Here is a 25,159-nt window from a genome sequence, read left to right on the forward strand (position 1 = left end):
CACGGCGTGGCGACGAGAGTCCGTACGTCCGGGCGAGGGAAAATGACGGTTCACACCGCAGACGTGGAAGAGGATGCATGGCCCGGAGCAGCAAGCAGGCACCCGAGGAAGACTTCGAGGAGCACATCGTCGACACCGACGTCGGCGACGAGATGCGATCGAGCTTCCTGGAGTACGCCTACTCCGTGATCTACTCACGTGCGCTCCCTGATGCCCGCGACGGCCTCAAGCCGGTGCAACGGCGCATCCTCTACACGATGGATGACCTCGGCCTCCGTTCCGACCGGGGTCACGTCAAGAGCGCCCGCGTCGTCGGTGAGGTCATGGGTCGGCTGCACCCGCACGGTGACGGTGCCATCTACGACGCACTCGTACGCCTGATCCAGCACTGGTCCCTCCGGCTCCCACTCGCCGACGGGCACGGCAACTTCGGATCGCCCGACGATCCGCCCGCCGCGATGCGCTACACCGAGGTCAGGATGCATGCCGCCGCCGAGGCGATGACGGCCTCGATCAACGAGGACACCGTCGACTTCAAGCCCAACTACGACGGCCGCGAGACCGAGCCGTCGGTGCTCCCTGCAGCGCTGCCCAACCTGCTGGTCAACGGTGCCAGCGGCATCGCGGTCGGCATGGCCACCAACATCGCACCCCACAACCTGATCGAGGTCGTCCAGGCGCTGCGCCACCTGATCCAGCACCCCGATGCGTCGCTCGACGACATCATGAAGTTCATCCCGGGCCCCGACCTGCCGACCGGCGGCAAGATCGTGGGTCTCGAGGGCGTACGTGATGCGTACGCGACCGGCAACGGCTCGTTCCGCATGCGCGCCTCCGCACGCATCGACTCGGTGACTGCCCGCCGCAAGGGCATCATCATCACCGAGCTGCCCTACAACGTCGGCCCCGAGAAGGTCATCGAGGCCATCAAGAAGCTCGTCCAGGCCAAGAAGCTCCAGGGCATCTCCGACATCAAGAACCTCACCGACCGGCACAAGGGCCTCCACCTGGTGATCGAGGTCAAGAACGGGTTCATCCCCGAGACGATCCTCGAGCAGCTCTACAAGAGCACGCCGATGGAGACGTCGTTCGGCATCAACGCGGTGGCACTGGTCGACGGGCAGCCCCGCACGCTTGGCCTCAAGGAGATGCTCGAGGTCTACCTCGCGCATCGCCTCGAGGTCGTCCGCCGTCGTACGCAGTTCCGCCGAACGAAGGCCGCCGACCGGCTGCACCTGCTCGAGGGCATGCTGCTCGCACTCGTCGACATCGACGAGGTCATCCAGCTCGTCCGGGCGAGCGAGAACCGCGCGGAGGCCAAGGAGCGCCTCATGTCGGTGTTCGACCTCTCGGACGTGCAGGCGACCTACATCCTCGACCTCACGCTGGGCCGCCTCACCAAGACCGACCGCATCGAGGTCGAGCGAGAGATCAGCGAGCTCCGCAAGCTCCTCGAGGAGCTCGACGCGATCCTGGCCGACGAGCAGCTGCTCCGCAAGGTCGTCGGTGAGGAGCTCAACGACATGGCGCAGCAGTTCGGCACACCGCGCCGTACCGTGCTGCTCGAGTCGTCAGGGCAGACCGCCACGGCGGCGGCCCCGCTCGAGGTCAGCGACGACCCGTGCTGGGCGCTGCTGTCCGCCACGGGGCTGATGGCGCGTACGTCCGACGACAACCCACTCGGCGAGGTCGGCGGCCGCGTCAAGCACGACACGATCGTCTCCGCCGTACGCACGACGGCCCGCGGCGAGATCGGCATCGTCTCCACGACCGGCCAGGTGCGTCGCCTCAACGTGCTCGACCTGCCGGCCCTGCCACCGACGGCACAGTCGCCCAACCTGCAGGGCGGCGTGCCGCTGCGCGAGATCGTCGACCTCGACGGCTCGCCGCTGGCGTTGATGTCACTCGCCGACGACGGCCCGGGCATCGCCCTGGGCACCCGGCACGGAGTGGTCAAGCGGGTCAAGCCCGACCATCTGACCCGCGACCAGTGGGAGCTCATCTCGCTGGCTGACGGAGACGTCGTGGTCGGCGCCGCGGCTCTCACGACCGGCGACGAGGAGCTGGCATTCGTCACGTCCGACGCCCAGCTGCTGCACTTCCCGGCCTCACTCGTACGGCCCCAGGGACGATCCGGCGGGGGTGTCGCCGGCATCAAGCTGGCTGACGGCGCCCGCGTGGTCTCGTTCGGTGCGGTCGCCAGCGCAGAGACGGCCCACGTCGTCACGGTCGCCGGCTCGGGCGAAGCGCTCCCTGGCACCCAGAACGGCGCCGTCAAGGTCAGCCCGCTGTCGATTTATCCCGCCAAGGGCCGTGCCACGGGCGGCGTACGCTGCCACCGCCTGCTCAAGGGCGAGGACACGTTGCTGCTCGCCTGGGTCGGCGACGGCACCCCGCTGGCGTGCGCGACCAGCGGCTCACCCGTCGACCTGCCCGCGCCGGTCGATCGCCGCGACGGATCCGGCGTCGCGGCTGCGCAGCCGATTCTGGCGGTCTCGTCGTCGGCAGCTGAGCTGCCGGGCGTCCTCGGTGTGACGACCGGCTAGCGACACTGTCGCGTGCAAGACTGAGCCCCGTGCGTACCAATCCCCCCGCTGCCATGCCCCGTCTGACGGGGGTATCCCCATGGATCGTTGCCCTGCTCACTGCCGTTCTCGCACTCAGCGGGTGCTCGGGCGGAGGCGACACGAAGGATTCGGCCGCCGACACGTCGAAGCTCCAGGCGCGCCTCGACGCCGCCAAGAAGACCATCGACGACGCCGAGTCGATCACGATCTCGCTCTCCACCCCCCATGTGCCGACCGGGGTGAGCGGCCTGCTGTCGGCCAAGGGCCAGGGCAACCACACTCCCGCGTTCAAGGGCAAGGTCACCGTCGTCACGGGTGGCACCAGCCTGGGCGCCGACGTGATCGCGGTCGGCGGCGACGTGCTCGCCAAGACGAGCTTCTCCCCCGTCTACCTCTCGATCGACCCCGCGTCGCTGAAGGCGCCCGACCCGGCGGCGCTCTTCGACAAGACCACCGGCATCACCCAGATCCTCACCAAGACCGACAAGCTCACCGACGGTGGCAAGTCGCGCGACGGCTCCGACGTCCTCACGACGATCAAGGGGACGCTCCCCAGCAGCGTGGTCCAAACGATCATCCCGTCGGCTGACGGCGGATCGGTCTTCCAGGTGACCTACCGCCTCGATGACGACGACGTCCTGCGCGATGCGACGCTGAGCGGACCGTTCTACGAGACCGGCGGCGACGTCACCTACACCGTCAAGCTCACGGCATCAGACACGCCCGTCACGATCGAGGCCCCGACCCGACCCGGCGCGTGAGCTCGCCCGAAGGGACCCGCCCCGCGTCCCGGATCCTGCTCGGCCTCGCGGCCGTGGCCATCGCGTTCGCTGCGGCCGACACGTACGTCGTGGTGCTCGCGCTCCCCGACATGATGAGCGCCACCGGCCTCGAGCTCGACGAGCTGCAACGAGCTGCGCCGATCGTCTCGGGGTTCCTGCTCGGCTACGTCGCGATCCTCCCGCTGATCGGCCGCATCTCCGACCTGCGCGGCCGTGTGCCGGTCCTGCTCGGCTCGCTGGCGGTGTTCGCCGTCGGATCGTTGATCACGGCAGCCGCTTACAACCTCGAGACGATCGTCACCGGCCGGCTCATCCAGGGCGTCGGCGGAGGTGGTCTGATACCGCCGACGCTCGCGCTCGTCGCCGACATGTGGCCGCCCCCGAAGCGCGGTCTCCCTCTCGGCATCGTGGGCGCCGTCCAGGAGCTCGGCAGCGTCGTCGGCCCGCTGTATGGCGCGGTGGTCCTCGCGTTCGGCGACTGGCGCGACATCTTCTGGCTCAACTGCGCCATCGGCCTGGTCCTGGCCGCGGCGATGCTCCGGCACCGCGATCCGGTCGGGCCCGGAGCCGTGCGCACGGTTCGCCGCGACTACCTCGGCATGGGCCTCGGTGCTCTTGTGCTGACCGGGCTGACGCTCATCATGCTGGAGCCCACCCGGCTCGTACAGGGAGTCAACTCGGGTCGCCCCTTCGTACCCTTCAGCGGCGATTCACGCTGGTTCACTCCCCTGGCCGTGGCGACCGGTGCCCTCCTGCTGCTGTTCCTCCTGCGACAGGCCATGGCCAGGTACCCGCTGATCGGCTGGCGCAGCTGGGGTGATCTGGCCCGCGAGACCGACATCTGGGGCGCCGTGCTGCTCACGACGGGGCTCGGCGCCGTCATCCTCACGTTCGCTTCCGCGGAGCCTGAAAAGGCGGCGGTCTCGTCGCAGGCGCCGTGGCTGCTCCCGATCGCCGTCGTGGCGTTCATCGGCTTCCACCTTCGCCAGCGGCGTGCCGAGCGACCCCTGATACCCCGTGGCGCTCTCGGTGCACGGCCCGCCTGGGGAGCGCTCGTCGTGTCGTTCTTCATCGGCGCTGCGCTGATCGCCGCGCTGGTGGACATCCCGTTCTTCGCGCGGCTCACGGTCTATCGGGACTCGCAGCTCGACGCGGCGCTGGTGCTCGTACGATTCCTGGTCGCGCTGCCGATCGGCGCCGTGATCGGCGGCTACCTGTTGCGGCGCATGCCCGCCCACGTCCTCACGCCGATCGCCATGGTGCTCAGCGCCGCGGCGTTCTTCCACATGGCCACGTGGCATGCCACCTCGCTCAACCACGAGACCGAGACCCTCTCCCTCGTCCTCGGCGGTCTCGGCTTCGGCCTCGCCATCGCCCCGGTCAACGCCGCCTTGCTGGCGCACACCGCTGACTCCGTCCACGGCGTGACCTCGGCCCTGCTGATCGTCGCGCGGATGGTCGGCATGCTCCTGGGCATCTCGGCACTCACGACGATCGGCCTGCGCGCGTTCTATGCAGCGTCGGACAAGATCCCGCCGGCCCAGGACCTCTGCAACGGTGCAGCGGCGGCGTGCCAGGCCTACAAGGACGCCGTACGCGATGCCGGCATCACCCAGCTCCACACGGTCTTCGTGGGTGCGGCGGTGTGCGCACTGATCGCCGCCGCGCTGTCCCTGGTCCTCCTGCGCGGCACCGCCGGTGAACGAGCCGTCGACACGCACTGACTAGGATTTCGGCATGGCCGACTTCGATGACCTGCTCGCCGCCAACCGTACGTTCGCCGACACCTTCGAGCTCTCCGGATTCGACGGCATCGCCCACGCCGGAGTCGCCATGGTGACGTGCATGGACTCGCGCATCGATCCGCTGCGCATGATCGGTCTCACCCCCGGCGATGCCAAGATCCTGCGCAACCCGGGCGGACGAGTCACCGATGCCGCGCTGGTCGCTCTGGTCCTTGGTGTCAACCTCCTGAAGGTCAACCGGGTCATGGTCGTCGAGCACACCAGCTGCGCCATGGCGAAGTCGACCGAGGACGAGCTCAAGAAGCAGCTCGGCAGCGCTGCCGGCAAGGACGCCTCCTGGATGACCCTCGGAGTGATCGAGGACCAGCTCAACACGATCCGCGCTGACGTCCAGCGCGTTCGCACCCACCCGCTGATCCGTGACGACGTGCTCGTCGGCGGTTTCCTGTACGACGTCGAGACCGGGCTGCTCCAGCCAGTCGAGTGATGCTCAGGCGTCGATGCGGTCGGCGTCGATCTCGTAGGCGCCCTGCACGATGAACTCCTTGCGAGGAGGTACGTCGTTGCCCATCAGCAGCTCGAACACCGACTCGGCCTCGATCCCGTCGTCGACCGTCAGGCGGCGCAGCGTGCGATGGCGCGGGTCCATCGTGGTCTCGGCCAGCTGGCTGGCGTCCATCTCGCCCAGACCCTTGTAGCGCTGCACCGGGTCCTTCCAGCGGATGTTCTTGCGCTGCAGCTCGGCGAGCTTGCGGACCAGCTCGGGGTCGGAATAGGTGTAGACGTACTTCTCCTGCCCCTTCTTGGGGTTGATCAGCTCGATGCGGTGCAGAGGCGGCACCGCGGTGTAGACCCGTCCGGCGTCGACCAGCTCGCGCATGTAGCGGAAGAACAAGGTGGCCAGCAGGCACCGGATGTGCGCGCCGTCGGAGTCGGCGTCGGCCATGAAGATGATCCGGCCATAGCGCGCGGCGTCGATGTCGAAGGTGCGACCACTGCCGGCGCCGACGACCTGGATGATCGACGAGCACTCGACGTTCTTGAGCATGTCGCCGATGCTGGCCTTCTGGACGTTGAGGATCTTGCCGCGGATGGGCAGCAGTGCCTGGAACTCTGAGTCACGGGCCGACTTCGCGGTGCCGAGGGCCGAGTCGCCCTCCACGATGAACAGCTCGGACCGTTCGACGTCGTTGCTGCGGCAGTCGGCGAGCTTGGCGGGCAGGGCACTCGACTCGAGCGCGTTCTTGCGACGCTGCGTGTCGCGCTGCTGTCGAGCCGCCAGACGTGTGCGAGACGCGTCGACGACCTTCTGCATGACGAGCCGAGCCTTGCCCTTCTCGGCAGTCTTGTTGGACGTCAGGTAGCGCTTGAGCTCTCGGGACACGACCTGGTTGACGATCTTGGTGACCGCCGGAGTGCCGAGGACCTCCTTGGTCTGGCCCTCGAACTGGGGTTCGGCAAGGCGTACGGTCACCACGGCGGTCATGCCTTCGAGGATGTCGTCCTTGATCACGTCGGGGTCGCCGGACTTCAGCAGGCGCGTGGTCTTGAGCACCTCGTTGAACGTCTTGGTGACACCGCGTTCGAAGCCGTTGAGGTGGGTGCCGCCCTTGGGCGTGGCGATGATGTTGACGAACGACTGCACCTCGGTGTCGTAGGCGTTGCCCCACCGCACCGCGATGTCGACGCCCAGGGTGCGCTCGATGTCCTGCGGGGTCATGTGGCCTTTGTCGTCGAGCAACGGGACCGTCTCCGTGAAGACGTCCTCGCCCTGCAACCGCAGCACGTCGGTCACGCCCTCGTCCGGCGCGAGGAACTCGCAGAACTCGGCGATGCCGCCGTCGTGACGGAACTTCTCCTCGTGCGGCTCGTCACCGCGCAGGTCACTGATCACGATCTCGAGCCCGGGCACCAGGAACGAGGTCTGGCGGGCTCGCGCGACCAGCTCCTCGTAGGCGAACTTGGCGCCCTTGATGAAGATCTGCGGGTCGGCCCAGTAGCGGACCCGGGTGCCGGTCTTGGCCTTGGCGACCTTGCCGATCTTGCGCAGCTCGTTGGTCGGCGTGAACGGGGAGTCGGGACTGTCGCCGTCGAACACGCCCGGCTCACCCCGACGGAACGACATCGCCCACGTCGCGCCGCCCTTGTCGACCTCGACGTCGAGCCGGGACGAGAGGGCGTTGACGACGGAGGCGCCGACGCCGTGCAGTCCGCCGGTGGCGACGTAGGAACCGCCGCCGAACTTCCCGCCGGCGTGGAGCTTGGTGTAGACGACCTCGACCCCGGTCAGACCAGTCTTCTTCTCGATGTCGACGGGTACGCCGCGCCCGTCGTCCTGCACCTCGACCGAGCCGTCGTCGTTGAGGGCGACCCTGATGTGCGAGCCGAATCCCGACAACGCCTCGTCGACGGAGTTGTCGATGATCTCCCACAGGCAGTGCATGAGACCGCGGGTGTCGGTCGAGCCGACGTACATGCCGGGGCGCTTGCGGACGGCCTCCAGGCCCTCGAGGACGAGGAGATTTCGGGCGTCATACGTGCTGTCGATGATTGCTGGCCTTTCGGGGTTGTCGCGCTCCCTCAAGCCTATCGAGGTCGGGTGACAGCCACGGCGTGACACGCGGCTGACAGCGCGCCTGCGTCCATTTGGATCCGGCGAGGAGTATGTATGGCATAGGTCACCAACGGCCACGAGGAATACCGCCCCGTGATTGGATGTTGACCACTATCGAAAGCCCAAGGCTCAGAGAGAAGGTCACCGTGAACACACTGACAGCCCCCATGCTGAGCTCGCTTGACCGCTGCGACCGTTGTGGCGCTCAGGCCTACGTACGAGTGACCTTGGGTGGCGGTGGTGAGCTGATGTTCTGCGCCCACCACGCGCGCCAGCACGAGGAGAAGCTTCGTGAGATGTCGGCCCTCATCCACGACGAGAGCGAACGCCTCGCTCCGTCGCCGGTGCTCGTCGACGAAGAGATCTGATCTCAGCACCACGCGCAGCGTTCAAGCAGAGCACGAGCCGACCAGTTGAACTGGTCGGCTCTTGCTTTGTCACATGTCTCAGTAGGGGTAGATCTTGTATTCGTAGCTGCGACCGATGTTGCGCCAGTGCTGGACGTAGTCGGCGTAGACGTCGGGGTCGAGCGACTCGGTGGTGACCTCGTCACTGGCGAGCAGGTTGGACCCGGTCAGGGCGGCAGAACCGGCCTGGACCATCGTGGCGCGTGCTCCACCGGAGGTCGGCCACGGAGCGCCATTGGCCTGGACCTCAAGCGGGTTCTGCGGGTTCTTCTTGAGCAGTGCCTCGATCAGGATCACCTTGTCGTGCGGCTTGGCCCACGCCGCGATGATGTGGACGTTGGCGGTGCGGAGCTCGTCCAGGATCGGCCGGCAGACGCGGATGTAGATCTGGCAGTGCAGCGCGCGGTTCTCGGCGAGGTCGTCCTGGAACGCCACGACGGACACGTCGCAACCGCCGTTGGACAGCTCGACGAGCTTCTCGGCGATCGCGAGTCGGCGATACTTCCAACGGTTCTCCAGGACCTTGATCTTGCACTTGTCGTCGGGGATCACGCGGTTGAGCGCCGCCATGATCGGATCCTTGCCGTTGAGCGGTGTGGCGGCGATCGGCGAGGCATGCACCGTGTAGTTGGAGAGGTTGGAGTAGAACATCCCGTAGTCGGCGTAGTCACTCTTGTAGCCGTCGTTGACCTTCGCTCCGGGATAGCCGAAGCGGGTGTTGGCCAGGCTCGCTGCCCGGATGTAGCCGGGATAGTTGTTGCCGGAGACGGTGCGCTCGCCCAGGAGGTCCTGGAACATCGCGGCCGACTGGATGTAGAGCAGCTTGTCGTTGTAGATCGTCTGACCGTTGTTCCAGGTGTATTCGCCACTGGGGCCACCGAGGTTGGCCGAGCCGTACCAGACCACGCTTGCTGCCGGCTTGCCCTCACGGGTGTAGCTGACGGTCTGGCCCGCGGGATTGCTCGAGCCGATGATCAGCGACTTGGTGTGGATGATGCCGCCCTTGGCGGTCGAGATGCACGCCAGGCTCTTGCCCTTGGCGCAGATCTTGAACCAGCCGGTGTGGATGCCCTTGAAGGTCGCGGAGTTGAGCTGGCTGGCAAGCGAGCGCGATGCCGCGGACTGTGAGTCGGCGCCGTGCACGAAGCGCACGTTGACACCCCACTTGGCGGCCTCGATCAGCTTGCGGCCGACACGCTTGGAGCGCTCCATGCGCGAGACCGACATCTGGATGTAGGTCGCGCGGCGCTGGGCCTCGGGGCGCAGCGACCGCTGCGAGCAGAGCGGCGTGGACGATCCGTCCGGAACCTTGAAGGTGCCGCAGATCAGCCGCTCGAGCTCATCGAGCTGGCTGAAGTCGCTGTAGGCCTCGCTGTTGACCGAACGACGCGGCTCCGCGAAGTTGGTCTCCTGGATGATCGGGTAGCCCGGTGTGTCCCACGGTGCTGCCGCGGCGGCGACCGGCCCGTCGGCAGCCTGTGCCTGGGGGTCCGGCGCCGAGTCGGACGGAGCAGGAGTCGTCGCCGTCTGGGTGGGCGTGGGAGTCGGAGTGACCTCGTTGGCGGTAGCCGTCGAGATCGTCGATGTCAGCCCCAGCGCCAGAGCGCCGGCCAGGACACCTGAACCGAGGAGGCGCGTCACGCGGCGCGTCCTGCCAGTCGTACGCACAGTCGAACTCCCCGAGGATTGGTGTCGTGGTCGAGACAGTCTAACGCAACCGTGACGGGGAGCCTGTCACGTAGGGATGACGTCAGTCGAGATAGTCGCGCAGTAGGGATGGCTGAACGCTGTACCCCTCCACGTACTGACCTGAAATGTACCCAACGCTGTGGGGTGAAATATCCCCGACTGGCCGATCGCGCCGTCTGGTTAGCCCAATCCCGGCTCGAGATAGACCTTGCATGACTTAGCCGAGGCGGACACGATCACGTCGATCTCGTCGGCATACTTGCCGCTCGGTGCAATGAGATCCGGGTAGGTGAATCCGCTTCCGGCGATCTTGTTGGAGCTGTCATGGCAGACCACGGCGACCTTGGGGTTTTTCAAGATTTTGTCATTCGGGTTCGTCATCTGAACCTTGGCGACTCGACCGCCGTACTCGCTGTTGACCAGGGGCGCGTCGGCTGTGCCGAGATCGTCCGAAACGTCGTCGGCAAACGTGCCGTCGTCCTCGATCAACAACGTCGCCTCCACGGAGGCCGCCTTCTGGCCCGGCGCCAAATCAGCTTGGGTAACAACGGCGAGCTCCTGGCCCGGCCACGAGAAGTTGTCAACCTGGGACTCGGTCTTCAGTACCTCGCCGCTTGTGTCCTTGATGTTGAAACTCACCGTCACTGTCTGCCCCGCATGGTCCGACTTGTTCTTGACGATCGCAGCAAGACCCACGTACTCGTCATCACCCTGTCCAAAGCCGGAATCGACGATCGCGCCTTGTTCCTTCTCCGGCTGCTTCTTCTCGTCGTCGGATTTGGTCGACGTGTTCTGATCGACCACGTCGGGGTCTCCACCGCATGCGGCAAGACTGGCGATGACGGCAAGGGCAACGAGAGCACGCTTCATCGCGAAAGCATCTCACCATGCCGTGCGTCTTGGGGTCGGTTCACGATTACGATCGCCGAATGAGCTCAGCTGGAGTTGCAGCAAGCGCGGCGATCATCGCGGCCTTGGTCAGCGTTGCCAACATCATCGTGACGACCCGTGCCAATCGGGACGAAGGGGTCAAGCGATGGACGCGTGAACTGTTGCCAGACACCGCCCTCGAGCTGGATCAACTCTTCTCCGAACACATCAGCGTGTTGAGGGATACCGAATGGGACGCCCTGCCGGAAGCTGACCGCGAGGACTTAGTCCAGATAGTCGCGCAGGACCTGTGATCGCGACGGGTGGCGCAGCTTGCTCATCGTCTTGGACTCGATCTGACGGATGCGCTCACGCGTCACGCCGTAGACCTTGCCGATCTCGTCGAGCGTCTTGGGCTGGCCATCGGTGAGACCAAACCGCATCGAGACAACGCCGGACTCGCGCTCCGAGAGCGTGTCGAGCACCGCGTGAAGCTGTTCCTGCAGGAGTGTGAACGACACGGCGTCGGCCGGGACGATCGCCTCGGAGTCCTCGATCAGGTCACCGAACTCCGAGTCGCCGTCCTCGCCGAGCGGCGTGTGGAGGCTGATCGGCTCGCGACCGTACTTCTGGACCTCGACGACCTTCTCGGGCGTCATGTCGAGCTCGATCGCGAGCTCTTCGGGAGTGGGCTCGCGGCCGAGGTCCTGCAGCATCTGGCGCTGGACGCGGGCGAGCTTGTTGATGACCTCGACCATGTGGACGGGGATGCGGATCGTACGGGCCTGGTCGGCCATGGCGCGGGTGATGGCCTGACGGATCCACCACGTCGCGTAGGTCGAGAACTTGAAGCCCTTGGTGTAGTCGAACTTCTCGACCGCACGGATCAGACCGAGGTTGCCCTCCTGGATCAGGTCGAGGAACAACATGCCGCGGCCGGTGTAGCGCTTGGCCAGCGAGACGACGAGTCGGAGGTTGGCCTCGAGCAGGTGGTTCTTGGCACGACGACCGTCGACCGTGATCCACTCGAGCTCTTCGAGCATCTTGGCCGAGATGCGTCCGCCCTTGGCGAGCTTCTCCTCGGCGAACAGTCCGGCTTCGATGCGCTTGGCCAGCTCGACCTCCTGGCCGGCCGTCAGCAGCGAGACCTTGCCGATCTGCTTGAGGTAGTCCTTGACCGGGTCGGCCGTCGCACCGGCGACCATGACCTGCTGCACGGGCTCGTCGGACTCGTCGGCCGCCGAGATCGTGTAGGACGACTTCTCGTCCTCCTTGAGGGTCGGGTCGGTCGCGAGGTCCTTCTCGAACTCCTCGTCCGGGATGTCGGGGAGGATCTTGTTGCCGTCGGCATCGACCTGGACCGCCGGCACCTCGAGCGCGTTGGTCAGGTCGACACCCGCGGGGATGTGCGACTCATCGGTCGAGTCGGTCTTCGCGGCAGCGGCTGCCTTCTTGGCGGGCGCCTTGGCAGCAGGCGCGGCCTTCTTGGCGGGAGCGGACTTCTTGGCGGTGCTGGATGCGGTCTTGGTCACAGTCGTTTCTGTTTTCGCAGTGGTCTTGGGTGTGGACTTCTTCGGCGCAGCCTTGGTGGCTGGAGCCTTCTTGGTCGGCCCAGCCTTGGTGGACGATGCCTTCTTTGCCGCCGCCTTGGCGGGTGCCTTCTTGGCGGGTGTTGCTTCCTTCGTGGACTGCTCCTTCGTGCTGCCGCTGAGGCGTTTGGTGACCGCGCGGAGGCGGGACCCTGATGCGGGATTCACCGGCACGTCAGCCTCACAAATCAGTAGAAGGGCGCAGCAATGAGGCCTGTGGTCAACCTCTGTGCCAAGTGTGACACGTCGGGTCAAAGGAACGCGACCCAGGGCTGCTCAGGCGTGTCGCGGCCAGGTGTGCACCGGCTCCCCCGCGTGCATGAGCTCTTCGTAGCGCTGCGTCGTCACCCGCATCGCTTCGGCGCGGTCAGGAGTCGTACGCGTCTGGTGCTCGAACTCCTGGATGAGCCAGGTCGAGCCGTTGCGGCCTGTCGAGCAGCGGCTCTCCACGATCCCGAGCAGCCGGTCGCGTACGGCCCGGTCGACGCCAAGCTGGTCCAGTCCCACCTCGGCGAGCGGCAACAGGTGCGTCGAGACCAGCTCACGCGCCGGGATGTTGCCCAGGCGCGGCCAGTAGAGCTCGGCCTCGATGCCGGAACGTGAGGCCTCGTGAAGGTTGTCCTCCGCGGTACGAAACGACAGCTGCGACCACACGGGACGCTCGCTTGAAGCCAGGATCTTGACCAGCCCGTAGAACAGCGCCGCATTGGCCATCGTGTCGACCACCGTCGGGCCGGCGGGAAGCAGCCGGTTCTCGATGCGCAGGTGCGGTCGACCCCCGGCGACGTCGTAGATCGGGCGGTTCCAGCGATAGACCGTGCCGTTGTGCAGGCGGAGCTCCGCCAGGCTCGGGACGCGCCCCGCCTCCAGCTCCTCGAGCGGGTCCTCGTCCTCGACGATCGGCAGGAGAGCCGGGAAGTAGCGAACGTTCTCCTCGAAGAGGTCGAAGACCGAGGTGATCCAGCGTTCGCCGAAGAACACACGTGGCCTGACGCCCTGCGCCTTCAGCTCCTCGCTGCGCGTGTCGGTGGCCTGCTCGAACAGCGCGATGCGCGTCTCGTGCCACAGCTGACGGCCGAGCAGGAACGGTGAGTTGGCACCCATCGCAACCTGGGCTCCCGCGATCGCCTGGGCGGCGTTCCACATCGGGGCGAAGTCTTCGGGATCGACCTGCAGGTGCAGCTGGGTGCTCGTACAGGCGGCCTCGGGGATGATCGTGTCGGCCGTCGTGCTCAAGCGGTCGACTCCCTCGATGACGATCTCGATGTCCTCGCCGCGGGCGGCGAGGATCTGGTCGGACAACAGGTGGTAGCGCGGGTTGGCCGACAACGACTCGCGGCTCAGGTGCCCGTCCTGGAGGGTGGGGAGGATCCCGATCATCAGCATGTGCGCGCCGACGTCAGCCGACTTGGCCTGCGCCGCGTTGAGGTCGTCGCGCAGGGTCAGCTCGAGGACCTCGAGTCCCTTGCCCTCGACGCGACTCGGTGGGACGTTGATCTCGATGTTGAACAGGCCCAGCTCGGTCTGGAACGCATCGTCGGCGATCGCCTCGAGCGTCTCGACGTTCTTGAGCGCCGGGTCGCCGTTGGCGTCGACGAGGTTGAACTCGATCTCGACGCCGACATGGGTGTGGTCGACCGTGAGGTCACGCTCGCTCAGCATCCGGGCGAACACGTCGAGGCATCGCCGGACCTTGGCGCGGTAGAGCGTACGGTCCTCGCGACTGAACTCTCGTGCCTCCACGTCCTGGCCCATGCAGCAACACTAGGGCGGTTATCGCTCCTCGGCAGCGATTGCGAACCACCGCTCCGGCGCGATCCCAGCCTCGAGGATCCCGATCAGCGTGTTGGCCGCCCCGTAGTCAGGCGCGACGTCGAGGGCACGTTCCACCGCGATCAGCGCCTGCGCACCGTCCCCCGTCAGCCACGCCGCAAACGCAGCCAGCGTCAGCACTGCCGGCTCGCACGGCGGTACGACGTTTTGCGCGAGCAGGGTGAAAAGGCTCAGCATGGCGGGCGCGTTGTCGCGGGTCATCAGGCTGACGACGGCGTCGCGGACCTCCGTCGTCGAGACCCACACCGAGAGCAGCACGATGTCGTCGTCGCTCAGCCGGAGCCCGGAGAGACCGCGGTCGAGGATGTCTTCCACCGCACGGAACGCCAGGTCGACGAGCCCGTCATCGGGCGAGTCGGCGATCACCGCGATGACCTGCGGGACGACGGCCATCGTCGCGCGCAGGAGTTCTGCGCGACGTGGATCCTGCACCGGCGCGAACCGTGCCACGAGGGCGGCCCGGTCGGGCAGGATCTGCTGACCCGCCGCCACCGCCTTGACGATCGCGAGGTGGTGGTCGGACACCTCGTACGCGATCCCCCGCTCCGGGAAGTCGGGCACGTCGAGCCAATAGCGGCACTTGTCGGCCCTGACCGCCAGGACCAGCTCGATCTCCGCGAGGTGTGGACGCACGGCTGAGAGCAGCTCACGGGCGACGTCCTGCTGCTCCGTCACGGCGACCAGGATGGCGCCTTCCGCACCCTGGTGGCGCAGGTGGCCCGCGACCAGTCGGCCGAGCTGGTCCGCGTCGTCCGGGTGGGGCAGGTCGACGCGCATCCTGAAGCCGAAGCGACGTCTCGGCCCGTGGGTCGCCACGGCCACGAGCGACTCGTACGGCCTGAAGCCGAACAGGGTCGGGAGTGCGTTGAGCACGTCGGAGACGTCGTGGGCCGTATAGGTGTCGGTCATCCCGCCACGCTCGCCTGCTGCCGGCGCCTCGGGCACGACTCGGCGGGTCGCCTGTGGAACTCGCGTCAGTCGTGCCGGGCTGTGCACAGCTGTCGGCACGGCACGACAGACTGTGACCATGCGGTCGACGGCGAGCATCATGCACCTCGACCTCGATGCGTTCTTCGCGTCGGTCGAGCAGCGTGACAAGCCGTCGCTGCGGGGCAAACCGGTGATCGTCGGCGGCATCGGCCCACGCGGAGTCGTGGCGACAGCCTCCTACGAGGCACGTGTGCACGGCGTACGGTCGGCGATGCGTACCGCAGAGGCGCGGGCCCGCTGCCCTCATGCGGCGTTCCTCGGGGGCAGGTTCGACGCCTACCGTGAGGCCAGCCTCCTCGTCATGACGAGGCTCCGCGAGGCCTCGCCGGTCATCGAGCCACTCTCGCTCGACGAGGCCTTCGTCGACCTCGCTGCCGGACCCGACTTCGATCCCGGGGCCGTCCAGCAGACCGTCGACGCAATCCGCGCAGACATCGCCGACCTGACCGGAGGCCTGACGGCGTCGGTCGGCGTCGCGTCCTCGAAGCTGATGGCCAAGATCGCCAGCGAGATCAACAAGCCCAACGGCGTGTTCATCGTGCAGCCCGGCACCGAGGCCGACGTGCTCGGCCCCATGCAGGCCACCGCGATCCCGGGAGTCGGTCCTGCCACCGCCGACAAGCTCCGGCGTGTCGGCATCTCCACGGTCGAAGACCTCCGGTCCCCCAGCGAGGACGAGCTCGTACGCCTGTTGGGCCAGTCGTCAGGACGGTCCCTCTTCAGGCTGGCGCGTGCCGAGGACGATCGCGCCGTCGAGCCCTCTCGCGAGACCAAGTCGGTCAGTGTCGAGGACACCTTCGAGCACGACATCTCCGACCGGGCGCAGCTCGAGATCATCGTCGACCGGATGGCGCGATCGGTGTCCGGGCGGCTCCGCAAGAACGGGCTCTCGGGCCGTACCGTGACGCTCAAGCTGCGCCACCACGACTTCGAGACCCACACGCGGTCCTCCACGCTCGCCAACCCCACCGACAACGCACGCATCCTCGGGGCCACGGCCCGTGCGCTGCTCGAGGCAGAAGACGTGACCAACGGGCTGCGTCTCCTCGGCGTCGGAGTCAGCGGACTCGCCGACTGGGTCCAGGAGGACCTCTTCGCGTCCGAGGACGACGACCTCGAGGAGGAGGAAGCCGCCGAGGCAGCAGACGCGGCTCGACCCACCCGCTACTACCCCGGTATGGACGTGCACCACGACGACCACGGTGACGGCTGGGTCTGGGGTGCGGGGCTCGGTCGAGTCACGGTCCGCTTCGAGACCCGGCACACGCCGCCCGGACCCGTGCACACGTTCAAGGTCGACGACCCCGCACTGGGCGCGGGCCACGCGGGTACGTTTGCCGAATGAACGCGCCCGCACCACGAGCCGAGATCCGACCCATCGTCCGCAGCCACCACGGCGACGACTTCGTCGACGACTACGAGTGGCTGCGCGACAAGGACGACCCGGCGACGCTGGCCTACCTCGAGGCCGAGAACGCCCACACCGACGAGGCGACGGCGCACCTCGAACCACTGCGCCAGCAGATCTTCGACGAGATCAAGGCGCGCACGCTCGAGACCGACCTCTCGGTGCCCGTACGACGCGGCGACTGGTGGTACTACGGCCGCACCGTGGAGGGCCAGCAGTACTCGATCCGCTGCCGGTGCCCGATCGACGACGCCGACGACTGGAATCCGCCGACGCTCGACGCCGAGACACCCATCGAGGGCGAGCAGGTCATGCTCGACTCCAACGTCGAGGCCGAAGGACACGAGTTCTTCTCGCTCGGCGCGTTCAGCGTCAGCGACGACGGCAACCTGCTGGCCTGGAGCGTCGACACCCAGGGCGACGAGCGCTACACGATCAAGGTCAAGGACCTGCGTACGGGCGAAGTGCTCCCGGACGAGATCACCGCGACGAGCGGCGGTGCGACATGGTCGGCCGGCGCGACCCACCTCTTCTACACGACCGTCGACGACGCGTGGCGTCCTCACCAGGTGTGGCGCCATGCCCTCGGTTCCACCGGGGACGACGTCCTCGTGCTCGAGGAGCCCGACGAGCGCTACTTCGTCGGTGTCGGCCGCACCCAGTCCGACCGCTACCTGGTGATCGGTCTGTCGTCCAAGATCACCAGCGAGGTACGAGTCCTCGAGGCCGACGATCCCGAGGGCGAGTTCCGGGTCGTGCTCCCCCGTCAGGACGGTGTCGAGTACTCCCTCGAGCACGCCAACATTGGCGGCCAGGACGTGTTCCTCGTGCTGCACAACGACGGTGCGATCAACTTCGAGCTGGTCTCGGTCCCGGTCGACGACCCGACATCTCGCACGGTGCTCGTTCCCGGCAGTGATGCCGTACGCCTCGAGGACGTCGACGTGTTCGAGGGCCAGCTCGTCCTGTCCTACCGGCGCGACGCGCTGACCCGGATCGGCATCATGCTGATCGACGAGCGCCTGCCCCACGGCATCGGTCCACTGCAGGAGATCCTGTTCGACGAGGAGCTGTTCACCTGCGGCGTGGGTGCCAATGCCGAGTGGGCCCAACCGCTCATCCGGGTCGGTGTCGGATCGTTCATCACCCCGGCGTCCGTCTACGACTACGTCGTCGCCACCGGCGAGCTGATCCTGCGCAAGCAGGCACCCGTCCTCGGCGGCTACGACCCGGCCGACTATGAGCAGCACCGCACCTGGGCCGTGGCCGACGACGACACGTTGATCCCGGTCTCCGTGGTCTGCCGCAAGGACACCCCGCGTGACGGCACCGCTCCGGCGCTGATCTACGGCTACGGCTCCTACGAAGCCAGCATGGACCCAGGCATGTCCATTGCCCGCCTGTCACTCCTGGACCGCGGCTTCGTCTTCTCGATCGCGCACGTACGCGGTGGCGGCGAGCTGGGTCGTCACTGGTACGACGACGGCAAGATGCTGCACAAGCGCAACACGTTCACCGACTTCATCGCGAGCGCCCGCCACCTCGTCGACGAGGGCTGGACCTCGGCCGACCGGCTGATCGCCGAGGGCGGCAGCGCCGGAGGACTGCTGATGGGTGCCGTCGCCAACCTCGCGCCCGACGCGTTCGCCGGAATCGTGGCAAGCGTCCCGTTCGTCGACAACCTCACGACGATCCTCGATCCCAGCCTGCCGCTGACGGTCATCGAGTGGGACGAATGGGGCAACCCGCTGGAGGACCCTGAGGTCTACGCCTACATGAAGTCGTACGCGCCCTACGAGAACGTCGGCGAGCACGCCTACCCCGCGATCCTGGCGGTGACGAGCCTTCACGACACGCGCGTCCTCTATGTCGAGCCGGCCAAGTGGGTGGCCAGGCTTCGAGCCACCAGCAGGACCGAGAAGCCGATCCTGCTCAAGACCGAGATGCACGCGGGTCACGGCGGTGTCAGCGGCCGCTATGCGTCGTGGAAGGAGCGGGCCTGGGAGCTCGCCTGGATCATCGACACGGCGCTGAGGTCGAGGAGCTCCGGCGACGAGCGCTGAAGCGCGCCAGGGAGCGAAGCGACCGTGAGCGTCCCGCGGCGCAACCGCCGCTTGCGAGGCATGGTGAGCCGAAAGGCTCGATGGACAGGTGACATAAGAACCACCTGAGAGCGGAATCCTTGGGGTACGTGTTGCGTTGACATCAGTACAGACTCTGATGGGAGGCGTTCAGTTGAACACCAAGACAGAAGGCAAGGACAGCGTCGGCATGTACCTCGCCGAGATCGCTCGCACTCCCCTGCTCGACGCCGCACGCGAGGTTGAGCTCAGCAAGACCGTCGAGGCGGGACTCTTCGCCCGGCACCTGCTCGAGGAGGGCCGCGTCGGCCGCAAGAAGGGCGGCGCACCCAAGTACGCGACCGAGGAAGAGCTGCAGTGGCTCGCCGACGAGGGTGACCGCGCGGTCCAGGAGTTCATCCAGGCCAACCTTCGACTCGTCGTCTCGATCGCCCGCAAGTACGGACGGTCGGCGATGCCGATGCTCGACCTGGTCCAGGAGGGCAACACGGGGCTCATCCGCGCCGTCGAGAAGTTCGACTACGCCAAGGGCTTCAAGTTCTCGACCTACGCCACCTGGTGGGTGCGCCAGGCGATCACGCGCGGCATCGCGCAGCAGGCCCGGGTCGTACGCCTTCCCGTGCACGTCGTCGAGGAGCTCAACCAGGTGACGGCCGCCCGCCGCAACCTCGAGCGTCAGCTGGGCTATGACCCGGAGCCGCAGGAGATCGCCCTCGAGCTCGACATGGACGTCGACCGCGTCATCGACCTGATGGCGTGGGGCCGTGACCACGTGAGCCTCGATTCCCCTGTCGACGAGGACGGCGACACGTCGTTGGGCGACCTGATCGCCCGTGAGACGGCGCCGGGCCCCGATTTCGCGGTACTCGATGACGAGTCGCGCCAGCTCATCTCGACGCTGGTCGATCATCTCGGCGAGCGCGAGGCCGACATCGTACGAGCCCGCTACGGCCTGCTCGACGGACGCCAGCAGAAGCTCGCCGACATCGGCAAGCGGCACGGCATCTCCGCCGAGCGCGTACGCCAGCTCGAACGCGAGGCCCTGGCGACGCTTCGGCGGATCGCCGATCCGGAGATCGCCGCCTAGAGCGCGCTGTCGCGGCCGGCCCCCTCGGCCGCGGCAGCCCTGAGCACGAGCTCGTCCCAGACCCCCCCGACGATGGAGTCGAGCTCGTCAATCGGGCCGGTGTTGTCGATCAGCAGATCGGCGGCACCGGTCCTTTCTTGTCTCGACGCCTGCGTGGCGATGCGCGAGCGTGCCTCGTCCTCGGACATGTCACGGGTGGCCTTCAGCCGCTCGACCTGGAGGTCGACCGGCACGTCAACCACCACGACGACATCACAGTGCGCGGCCGCGCCCATCTCGACGAGCAGCGGGTTGTCATGGATGACGATGGCGTCGTCGCCCGCGGCGAGCTGCCGCGCGACCGCGAGGTCCCGGATCGCCGGGTGCGTGATCGCCTCGAGGTCGCGCCGCGCCGACTCGTCCGCGAACACCACGGCACCGAGTGCGGGACGGTCCAGCGTGCCGTCGGCGGCAATGACCCCGGAACCAAATCTCTCGGCGATCGCCTGCAGCGCAGGACTCCCCGGCTCGACGACCTCACGGGCCAGCTTGTCGTAGTCGATGATCACCGCGCCGTGCGATGCCAGGAGGGCGCTGACGGTGCTCTTGCCCGAGCCGATACCGCCGGTGAGCCCGACCGTCAGCACGTGCGTGTCCCCTACTTCGCGGCGTTGCCGTAGGTGGTGACGTGCACGTGATCCATGTGGTTGGCCGTCGCGCCGCCACGGTCGCTCATGGCTCGCCAGGAGCCCGAAGTCGCGGGACGCCAGATGTGCTGGTGCCAGATGATGTATTCGATGCCGAGCTCGGCACGATGCTGCTGCAGGAACTCGGCGATGTCGTAGCCGATCGGGTTGCCCGTGCCGACCATGATGTCGATCGCCTGCCCGGTGGCGTGCTCGCCCCGGCCGGCGAGACCGCCGTAGCGGGTGATGCTCGGGAACAGCAGGCACACGGCCCGGTGCACCTTGATGGTGTCGGGGCGCAGGCCACGCTCGACTCCGGAGCCGGAGGCGCACGGCGCCGTACCGAGCGGCATGTCCTTGGCGATGTCCTTGGCGACGACCCAGCGCGGAAGGTCCTTGTGCATGACCTGCGCCCACTCACCCGACGTGACACCCGTGACGTCGACCTTGTCACCGACGCTCAGAGTCGCGAGAACCGGGGAGGACTCACTGGCGGCGGCGTGGATCTCGACAGTCTTCTGCGCGTAGCGCTGGCCCTTGACCAGCTCGTCGGCCGCGGCCTCGTTGAGCAGCGGCGCACGATCGGCACTTCGGCTGACGTCAGCGGGTCCTTGGTCGATCGACGCGGCGATCAGGTCTGCCCTCCCGGAGGGGACGACTGGTTCGTCGGCTCCGCTGACTGCTGCCGCGGTGCCTGCCGACACGATCGCGACCATCCCGATCGTCGGGACGACGTGTGAGGCCATGCGCCGGGTGAGGGCGGGCTTTGCCGCATGCCTGTGGCGTGAAACTGCCACGGTATGACCACCTTGGGGGGTTGACGACTGTCCGTTCAGCTCTCGAGTGAACCATACTTGGTCCGGAGGATCACCTTGATCCCGACATTGCCCGCCTGACGGGTGACCGAGGTCACGAATTGCCCGGTCTGGCGGCAAGACCTTCGGCTCGGGAGCGTCGAGAACGCGGCACGGCCGTCGCATCGGCCTCCCCTGGCTCCTCCGGAGCGGCGAAACGCTCGGCGACCCAGGCCGCCACGAAGCCCATCAGCAGGCCGGCGATGACGTCCGACACGTAGTGCCAGCCGAAGTAGACCGTCGCGACCATCGTGATCACGAGGAATGCCCGCAGTGCCTGCACGATCAGCCGGTGCAGGCCCGCGCGGTGCGCCACAATGCAGGCCGTCGCCGCGATGGCGACGTGGAGGGACGCGAATGCCGCGATGTTCTGCACCGTGTGCGTGTGGGCAGGGTCGGCAAGTACGTCGAGTCGCTCGGTCCACATCGACTGCTGCAACGAGGTCGTGGATGTCGGGGTCAGCTCAGCGAAGTCCTGAGGTCGGTCGTAGATCGGACCGAGAGTCGGCAGGGCGAAGTTGAGGATGACGCCCATGATCCAGTCGAGCGACACGGCGGTCACCCACCACGAGCTGATGCGGTCGCGTCGAGCCCACACCAGTGCGATCGCCAGCGACGCGGGCAGCAGGACGATCCATGCGATGTAGAAGAACGACAGCACATGCGCAGCCACACCCGTGCCGAGCAGGTCATGCAGCAGTGCGGCCGGCCGGTGTCCGCCGAGCATCGCCTTGTCGACCCGGGCCAGGTCGCCGTCGTAGAGGTGGTGGTTGGCGAAGGGGACCATGCCTTTGAGGTTGCGGATCGACGCGTACGTGACGTACCAGCCGATCAGGCCCACCAACATGAACCGGAGGCTGGCCAGCTGCCAACGCTCCCGGGTGACGTCGACGATGCGGGCCCGAACATCACGCCACGACGATGCGCGGATCACGGCACGGGGAACGATGTCGAGCAGCAGTGCCACCAACACGATGGCGGGGAGCCGGATGAAGGTGGGGCCGGTCGACCCGTCCGGATCGCGAAGTGGGAGGTCGACGTACCAGGCAACCATCGCTGCAGCGATGACGCTGCTGACGGCGAGCGCGCTACTGAGCTCTAGACCTGTTCTGCGCACGGTTCGAGGGTAGTCCTTTTGTGGGGTGACTCGCAGTTCGGGGCGGCGCGCTACGCGCCGACTTCGACGGGCTGGATCGTGCCGAACGTCTTGCGGTACTGCTGCGGAGTCGTGCCACGGGCTGCCGTGAAGTGGTGTCGCAGCGTCGCTGCATTGCCGAAGCCGACTCGTGTCGCGATCTGCTCGACCGCCAGCGTCGAGTTCTCGAGCATCTCCTCGGCCAGGTGGAGTCGCTGCGTCGTGAGCCACTGGAGCGGCGTCGTGCCGGTCTCGTCGCGGAACCGGCGCGCGAACGTACGTGGTGACATGTGGGCCTGGGCCGCGAGGCGTTCGACCGACAGCTGCTCGTCGAGGTGGTCGACGGCCCACGCAAGCAAGGGCGAGAGGGTGTCGCACTCCGTCTGCCCCATCGGTGTTCGGACGAACTGGGCCTGGCCGCCGTCGCGGTGCGGCGGCACGACAATGCGGCGAGCGGTCGACGCGGCGACCTTGGCGCCGAACGTCTGGCGCATCAGGTGCAGTGATGCGTCGATCCCGGCCGCCGATCCGGCGCCGGTGAGGATGTTGCCGTCCTGCACGTAGAGCACCTCCGGCCGCACGATCGCCCGGGGATACATCCGTGCCAGCCGGTCGCCGTATCGCCAGTGTGTCGTGCACTCGCGACCGTCGAGCAGCCCGGCCTCGGCGAGCATGAACGCCGCGGAGCAGTGCGCATAGATGATCGCGCCACGCTCGAATGCCGCTCTGGCCACGTCGAGCACCAGCGGGTCATGGTCGAGGAACTCATACTTCGGGGAGAAGCACACCAGGTCAGCGTCAAGCGTGGCCTCCAGGCCAGCGTCGACGTGCAGGTCGAATCCGGCGCGCCCGCGTACGCGACCCGGCCTGGGCGTACACACGCGGAAGTCGAACACGGGGTTGTCGTCCTCGGGGTGATAGGGCTCGCCCCACACCTCACAGATCGAGCCCAGGCCGAACGGCTCGGCTCCGTCCTGGACGATCACGGCAACGGTCTTCATGGACGCGACCCTGCCACATATGTGGCAGGAAATCAACGAATGCTGGCATTACTGCCACTGGTGGCGGGATATTCGCAAGAGCAGAATTACTGCCATGTTGATCCTCATCGCACTTCTGGTGACTGCCGCAGGAGCTGTGCTCGTCGCACAGGTCCGCAAAGACGGGTATGGTTCCCGCCCCGCACCCCGAAGCCACTACGACGACGTCGACCCCCGACCCGTCGCCCTCTGAGCTCGCTCTGGGCGACCCTCCGGAAACACCAGAACCCCCGATCCAATGGATCGGGGGTTCTGGCGTGAGCTGGCGTCCTACTCGGCGCCGCCCGTGAGCTTCTCACGAAGTGCCTGCAGAGCCTCGTCGGATGCGAGCGAGCCCTCCGCCTGCGGAGCATCGGCGTCGCCGGCGGTGTCCGAAGAGTAGTTGGTGGCTTCGCTGGCCTCGGCGCCGGCCTTCTCGGCCTCTTCGATCTGCTTCTTGTGCGCTTCCCAGCGCTCGTGAGCCTCGGCGTACTGCTTCTCCCATGCGGCGCGGGCTTCGTCGAAGCCGTCCTGCCACTCGCCGGTCTCGGGATCGAAACCTTCGGGGTAGATGTAGTTGCCGTCGGCGTCGTAGGACGACGTCATGCCGTAGAGGGTCGGGTCGAAGTCGTCACCGACCGAGGCCTCGGTCTCGTTGGCCTGCTTGAGCGACAGCGAGATGCGGCGACGCTCCAGGTCGATGTCGATGATCTTGACCATGACCGAGTCGCCGATCTGGACGACCTGCTCGGGGATCTCGACGTGACGCTCGGCGAGCTCGGAGATGTGCACCAGGCCCTCGATGCCCTCCTCGACGCGAACGAACGCACCGAAGGGAACCAGCTTGGTGACCTTGCCGGGCACGATCTGGCCGATCTGGTGCGTACGCGCGAAGTGCTGCCACGGGTCTTCCTGCGTCGCCTTGAGCGACAGCGAGACGCGCTCGCGGTCCATGTCGACGTCGAGAACCTCGACGGTGACCTCGTCGCCGACCTGGACGACCTCGTTCGGGTGGTCGATGTGCTTCCACGACAGCTCGGACACGTGGACGAGTCCGTCGACGCCACCGAGGTCCACGAACGCACCGAAGTTGACGATCGAGGAGATGACACCCTTGCGGACCTGGCCCTTGGTGAGCTCGGTCAGGAAGTTCTGGCGTACGGCCGACTGGGTCTGCTCAAGCCAAGCACGGCGCGACAGGACCACGTTGTTGCGGTTCTTGTCGAGCTCGATGATCTTGGCCTCGATCTTCTGACCGATGTAGGGATCGAGGTCGCGCACGCGGCGCATCTCGACCAGCGACGCAGGCAGGAAGCCGCGCAGGCCGATGTCCATGATCAGGCCGCCCTTGACGACCTCGATGACGGTTCCCTCGACCACGCCGTCCTCGGCCTTGATCTTCTCGATGTCGCCCCAGGCGCGCTCGTACTGGGCGCGCTTCTTGGACAGGATCAGTCGACCTTCCTTGTCCTCCTTCTGGAGGACCAGGGCTTCGACGCTGTCGCCGACCGAGACGACGTCATGGGGATCGACGTCGTGCTTGATGGAAAGTTCGCGGGAGGGGATGACGCCCTCGGTCTTGTAGCCGATGTCGAGAAGAACTTCGTCGCGATCGACCTTGACGATGATGCCGTCGACGATGTCGCCGTCATTGAAGTACTTGATGGTCAGGTCGATGGCGGCGAGGAAGTCTTCCTCAGAGCCGATGTCGTTGACCGCAACCTGCGGTGCCGCAGATGGAGTTGCGATGCTGCTTGTCATATAGGAGTTGCTCCGTTGGATGGATGGAATTGATGGGCACGCATGAAAACCCTTGGATCGTGA

21 protein-coding genes are annotated in these 25,159 nt (G+C 66.9%); 10 read left to right on the plus strand and 11 right to left on the minus strand.

The genetic code is table 11. The annotated features are described in order from the left end of the window. Nucleotides 1-77: 77 nt before the first annotated feature. The 4 genes from ABD683_RS17370 to ABD683_RS17385 are packed head-to-tail and all read left to right on the plus strand — an operon-like array spanning nucleotide 78 to nucleotide 5,581. The gene (locus ABD683_RS17370) at nucleotides 78-2,546 is read left to right on the plus strand and encodes a DNA gyrase/topoisomerase IV subunit A (RefSeq protein WP_344771327.1); all 2,469 of its coding nucleotides are present in this window, start codon (nucleotides 78-80) and stop codon (nucleotides 2,544-2,546) included. A 29-nt stretch (nucleotides 2,547-2,575) separates the two neighbouring features. Further along, nucleotides 2,576-3,328, plus strand: a complete 753-nt coding sequence (locus tag ABD683_RS17375; RefSeq protein ID WP_344771328.1) for an LppX_LprAFG lipoprotein — start codon at nucleotides 2,576-2,578, stop codon at nucleotides 3,326-3,328. Continuing rightward, nucleotides 3,325-5,073: an MFS transporter gene (locus ABD683_RS17380; protein WP_344771329.1), complete on the plus strand. Its 1,749-nt coding sequence runs from the start codon at nucleotides 3,325-3,327 to the stop codon at nucleotides 5,071-5,073. Before ABD683_RS17375 ends, ABD683_RS17380 begins: the two co-directional genes overlap by 4 nt. A gap of 13 nt (nucleotides 5,074-5,086) precedes the next feature. After that, nucleotides 5,087-5,581 carry a beta-class carbonic anhydrase gene (locus ABD683_RS17385; protein ID WP_344771330.1) on the plus strand — a complete coding sequence of 165 codons (495 nt, stop codon included), beginning with the start codon at nucleotides 5,087-5,089 and terminating at the stop codon, nucleotides 5,579-5,581. A 3-nt stretch (nucleotides 5,582-5,584) separates the two neighbouring features. Here the strand turns inward: ABD683_RS17385 and ABD683_RS17390 are convergent, their stop codons facing one another. Next, nucleotides 5,585-7,678 (minus strand): DNA gyrase/topoisomerase IV subunit B, encoded by a 2,094-nt coding sequence (locus tag ABD683_RS17390; RefSeq protein WP_344771331.1) that lies wholly within the window; start codon nucleotides 7,676-7,678, stop codon nucleotides 5,585-5,587. A gap of 176 nt (nucleotides 7,679-7,854) precedes the next feature. Between ABD683_RS17390 and ABD683_RS17395 the strand changes: the two genes are divergently transcribed. Then, nucleotides 7,855-8,076 carry a DUF7455 domain-containing protein gene (locus tag ABD683_RS17395; RefSeq protein WP_425548518.1) on the plus strand — a complete coding sequence of 74 codons (222 nt, stop codon included), beginning with the start codon at nucleotides 7,855-7,857 and terminating at the stop codon, nucleotides 8,074-8,076. Between the two features lie 78 nt (nucleotides 8,077-8,154). Here the strand turns inward: ABD683_RS17395 and ABD683_RS17400 are convergent, their stop codons facing one another. Together ABD683_RS17400 and ABD683_RS17405 are read right to left on the minus strand one after the other, a co-directional pair. Then, a complete protein-coding gene (locus tag ABD683_RS17400) occupies nucleotides 8,155-9,756 on the minus strand; it encodes a phospholipase D-like domain-containing protein (protein WP_344771332.1) in 1,602 nt (533 codons plus the stop codon). 228 nt (nucleotides 9,757-9,984) lie between these two features. Beyond that, a complete protein-coding gene (locus ABD683_RS17405; RefSeq protein ID WP_344771333.1) occupies nucleotides 9,985-10,674 on the minus strand; it encodes a hypothetical protein in 690 nt (229 codons plus the stop codon). Nucleotides 10,675-10,733: 59 nt separating this feature from the next. Here ABD683_RS17405 and ABD683_RS17410 point away from each other — a divergent pair, with 59 nt between their 5' ends. Continuing rightward, a complete protein-coding gene (locus ABD683_RS17410; protein ID WP_344771334.1) occupies nucleotides 10,734-10,988 on the plus strand; it encodes a hypothetical protein in 255 nt (84 codons plus the stop codon). On the opposite strand, the gene ABD683_RS17415 is transcribed toward ABD683_RS17410, so the two are convergent. From ABD683_RS17415 to ABD683_RS17425, 3 genes are all read right to left on the minus strand, one after another. After that, complete coding sequence (locus ABD683_RS17415; RefSeq protein WP_344771335.1) at nucleotides 10,959-12,431, minus strand: RNA polymerase sigma factor; 1,473 nt, start codon at nucleotides 12,429-12,431, stop codon at nucleotides 10,959-10,961. The two genes, ABD683_RS17410 and ABD683_RS17415, sit on opposite strands and share 30 nt — an antisense overlap. A 108-nt stretch (nucleotides 12,432-12,539) precedes the next feature. Further along, entirely contained in the window at nucleotides 12,540-14,018 is a 1,479-nt protein-coding gene (locus ABD683_RS17420; protein ID WP_344771336.1) for a glutamate-cysteine ligase family protein, read from the minus strand. 18 nt (nucleotides 14,019-14,036) lie between these two features. Continuing rightward, complete coding sequence (locus ABD683_RS17425) at nucleotides 14,037-15,005, minus strand: DUF4192 domain-containing protein (protein ID WP_344771337.1); 969 nt, start codon at nucleotides 15,003-15,005, stop codon at nucleotides 14,037-14,039. A 118-nt stretch (nucleotides 15,006-15,123) separates the two neighbouring features. Between ABD683_RS17425 and ABD683_RS17430 the strand changes: the two genes are divergently transcribed. From ABD683_RS17430 to ABD683_RS17440, 3 genes are all read left to right on the plus strand, one after another. Next, complete coding sequence (locus ABD683_RS17430; RefSeq protein WP_344771338.1) at nucleotides 15,124-16,431, plus strand: DNA polymerase IV; 1,308 nt, start codon at nucleotides 15,124-15,126, stop codon at nucleotides 16,429-16,431. Next, nucleotides 16,428-18,557 carry a S9 family peptidase gene (locus ABD683_RS17435; RefSeq protein WP_344771339.1) on the plus strand — a complete coding sequence of 710 codons (2,130 nt, stop codon included), beginning with the start codon at nucleotides 16,428-16,430 and terminating at the stop codon, nucleotides 18,555-18,557. Before ABD683_RS17430 ends, ABD683_RS17435 begins: the two co-directional genes overlap by 4 nt. A gap of 157 nt (nucleotides 18,558-18,714) precedes the next feature. Beyond that, complete coding sequence (locus ABD683_RS17440) at nucleotides 18,715-19,662, plus strand: sigma-70 family RNA polymerase sigma factor (RefSeq protein WP_425548519.1); 948 nt, start codon at nucleotides 18,715-18,717, stop codon at nucleotides 19,660-19,662. On the opposite strand, the gene coaE is transcribed toward ABD683_RS17440, so the two are convergent. From coaE to ABD683_RS17460, 4 genes are all read right to left on the minus strand, one after another. Next, entirely contained in the window at nucleotides 19,659-20,288 is a 630-nt protein-coding gene (gene coaE, locus ABD683_RS17445; RefSeq protein WP_344771340.1) for a dephospho-CoA kinase, read from the minus strand. The two genes, ABD683_RS17440 and coaE, sit on opposite strands and share 4 nt — an antisense overlap. An 11-nt stretch (nucleotides 20,289-20,299) precedes the next feature. After that, entirely contained in the window at nucleotides 20,300-21,124 is an 825-nt protein-coding gene (locus ABD683_RS17450; protein WP_344771341.1) for an SH3 domain-containing protein, read from the minus strand. Nucleotides 21,125-21,236: 112 nt separating this feature from the next. Next, the gene (locus tag ABD683_RS17455) at nucleotides 21,237-22,298 is read right to left on the minus strand and encodes a phosphatase PAP2 family protein (RefSeq protein ID WP_344771342.1); all 1,062 of its coding nucleotides are present in this window, start codon (nucleotides 22,296-22,298) and stop codon (nucleotides 21,237-21,239) included. Nucleotides 22,299-22,348: 50 nt separating this feature from the next. Continuing rightward, nucleotides 22,349-23,317: a GlxA family transcriptional regulator gene (locus tag ABD683_RS17460; RefSeq protein WP_344771343.1), complete on the minus strand. Its 969-nt coding sequence runs from the start codon at nucleotides 23,315-23,317 to the stop codon at nucleotides 22,349-22,351. A 94-nt stretch (nucleotides 23,318-23,411) separates the two neighbouring features. On the opposite strand from ABD683_RS17460, the gene ABD683_RS17465 reads away from it, so the two are divergent. Next, nucleotides 23,412-23,549: a hypothetical protein gene (locus ABD683_RS17465; RefSeq protein WP_344771344.1), complete on the plus strand. Its 138-nt coding sequence runs from the start codon at nucleotides 23,412-23,414 to the stop codon at nucleotides 23,547-23,549. Between the two features lie 77 nt (nucleotides 23,550-23,626). On the opposite strand, the gene rpsA is transcribed toward ABD683_RS17465, so the two are convergent. Then, the gene (rpsA, locus tag ABD683_RS17470) at nucleotides 23,627-25,096 is read right to left on the minus strand and encodes a 30S ribosomal protein S1 (RefSeq protein ID WP_344771345.1); all 1,470 of its coding nucleotides are present in this window, start codon (nucleotides 25,094-25,096) and stop codon (nucleotides 23,627-23,629) included. Nucleotides 25,097-25,159 lie beyond the last annotated feature (63 nt).

Source organism: Aeromicrobium panaciterrae (assembly GCF_039537165.1).
Classification (GTDB): Bacteria; Actinomycetota; Actinomycetes; order Propionibacteriales; family Nocardioidaceae; genus Aeromicrobium; species Aeromicrobium panaciterrae.

Bases quoted from the DNA above. Each gene is read 5' to 3' on its own strand.
- ABD683_RS17430 (WP_344771338.1), top strand. From the start codon at position 15,124: ATGCGGTCGACGGCGAGCATCATGCACCTCGACCTCGATGCGTTCTTC.
- ABD683_RS17435 (WP_344771339.1), top strand. From the start codon at position 16,428: ATGAACGCGCCCGCACCACGAGCCGAGATCCGACCCATCGTCCGCAGC.
- ABD683_RS17465 (WP_344771344.1), top strand. From the start codon at position 23,412: ATGTTGATCCTCATCGCACTTCTGGTGACTGCCGCAGGAGCTGTGCTC.
- rpsA (WP_344771345.1), bottom strand. From the start codon at position 25,096: ATGACAAGCAGCATCGCAACTCCATCTGCGGCACCGCAGGTTGCGGTC.
- ABD683_RS17410 (WP_344771334.1), top strand. From the start codon at position 10,734: ATGAGCTCAGCTGGAGTTGCAGCAAGCGCGGCGATCATCGCGGCCTTG.
- ABD683_RS17440 (WP_425548519.1), top strand. From the start codon at position 18,715: ATGGGAGGCGTTCAGTTGAACACCAAGACAGAAGGCAAGGACAGCGTC.
- ABD683_RS17425 (WP_344771337.1), bottom strand. From the start codon at position 15,005: ATGACCGACACCTATACGGCCCACGACGTCTCCGACGTGCTCAACGCA.
- ABD683_RS17460 (WP_344771343.1), bottom strand. From the start codon at position 23,317: ATGAAGACCGTTGCCGTGATCGTCCAGGACGGAGCCGAGCCGTTCGGC.
- ABD683_RS17405 (WP_344771333.1), bottom strand. From the start codon at position 10,674: ATGAAGCGTGCTCTCGTTGCCCTTGCCGTCATCGCCAGTCTTGCCGCA.
- ABD683_RS17385 (WP_344771330.1), top strand. From the start codon at position 5,087: ATGGCCGACTTCGATGACCTGCTCGCCGCCAACCGTACGTTCGCCGAC.
- ABD683_RS17370 (WP_344771327.1), top strand. From the start codon at position 78: ATGGCCCGGAGCAGCAAGCAGGCACCCGAGGAAGACTTCGAGGAGCAC.
- ABD683_RS17420 (WP_344771336.1), bottom strand. From the start codon at position 14,018: ATGGGCCAGGACGTGGAGGCACGAGAGTTCAGTCGCGAGGACCGTACG.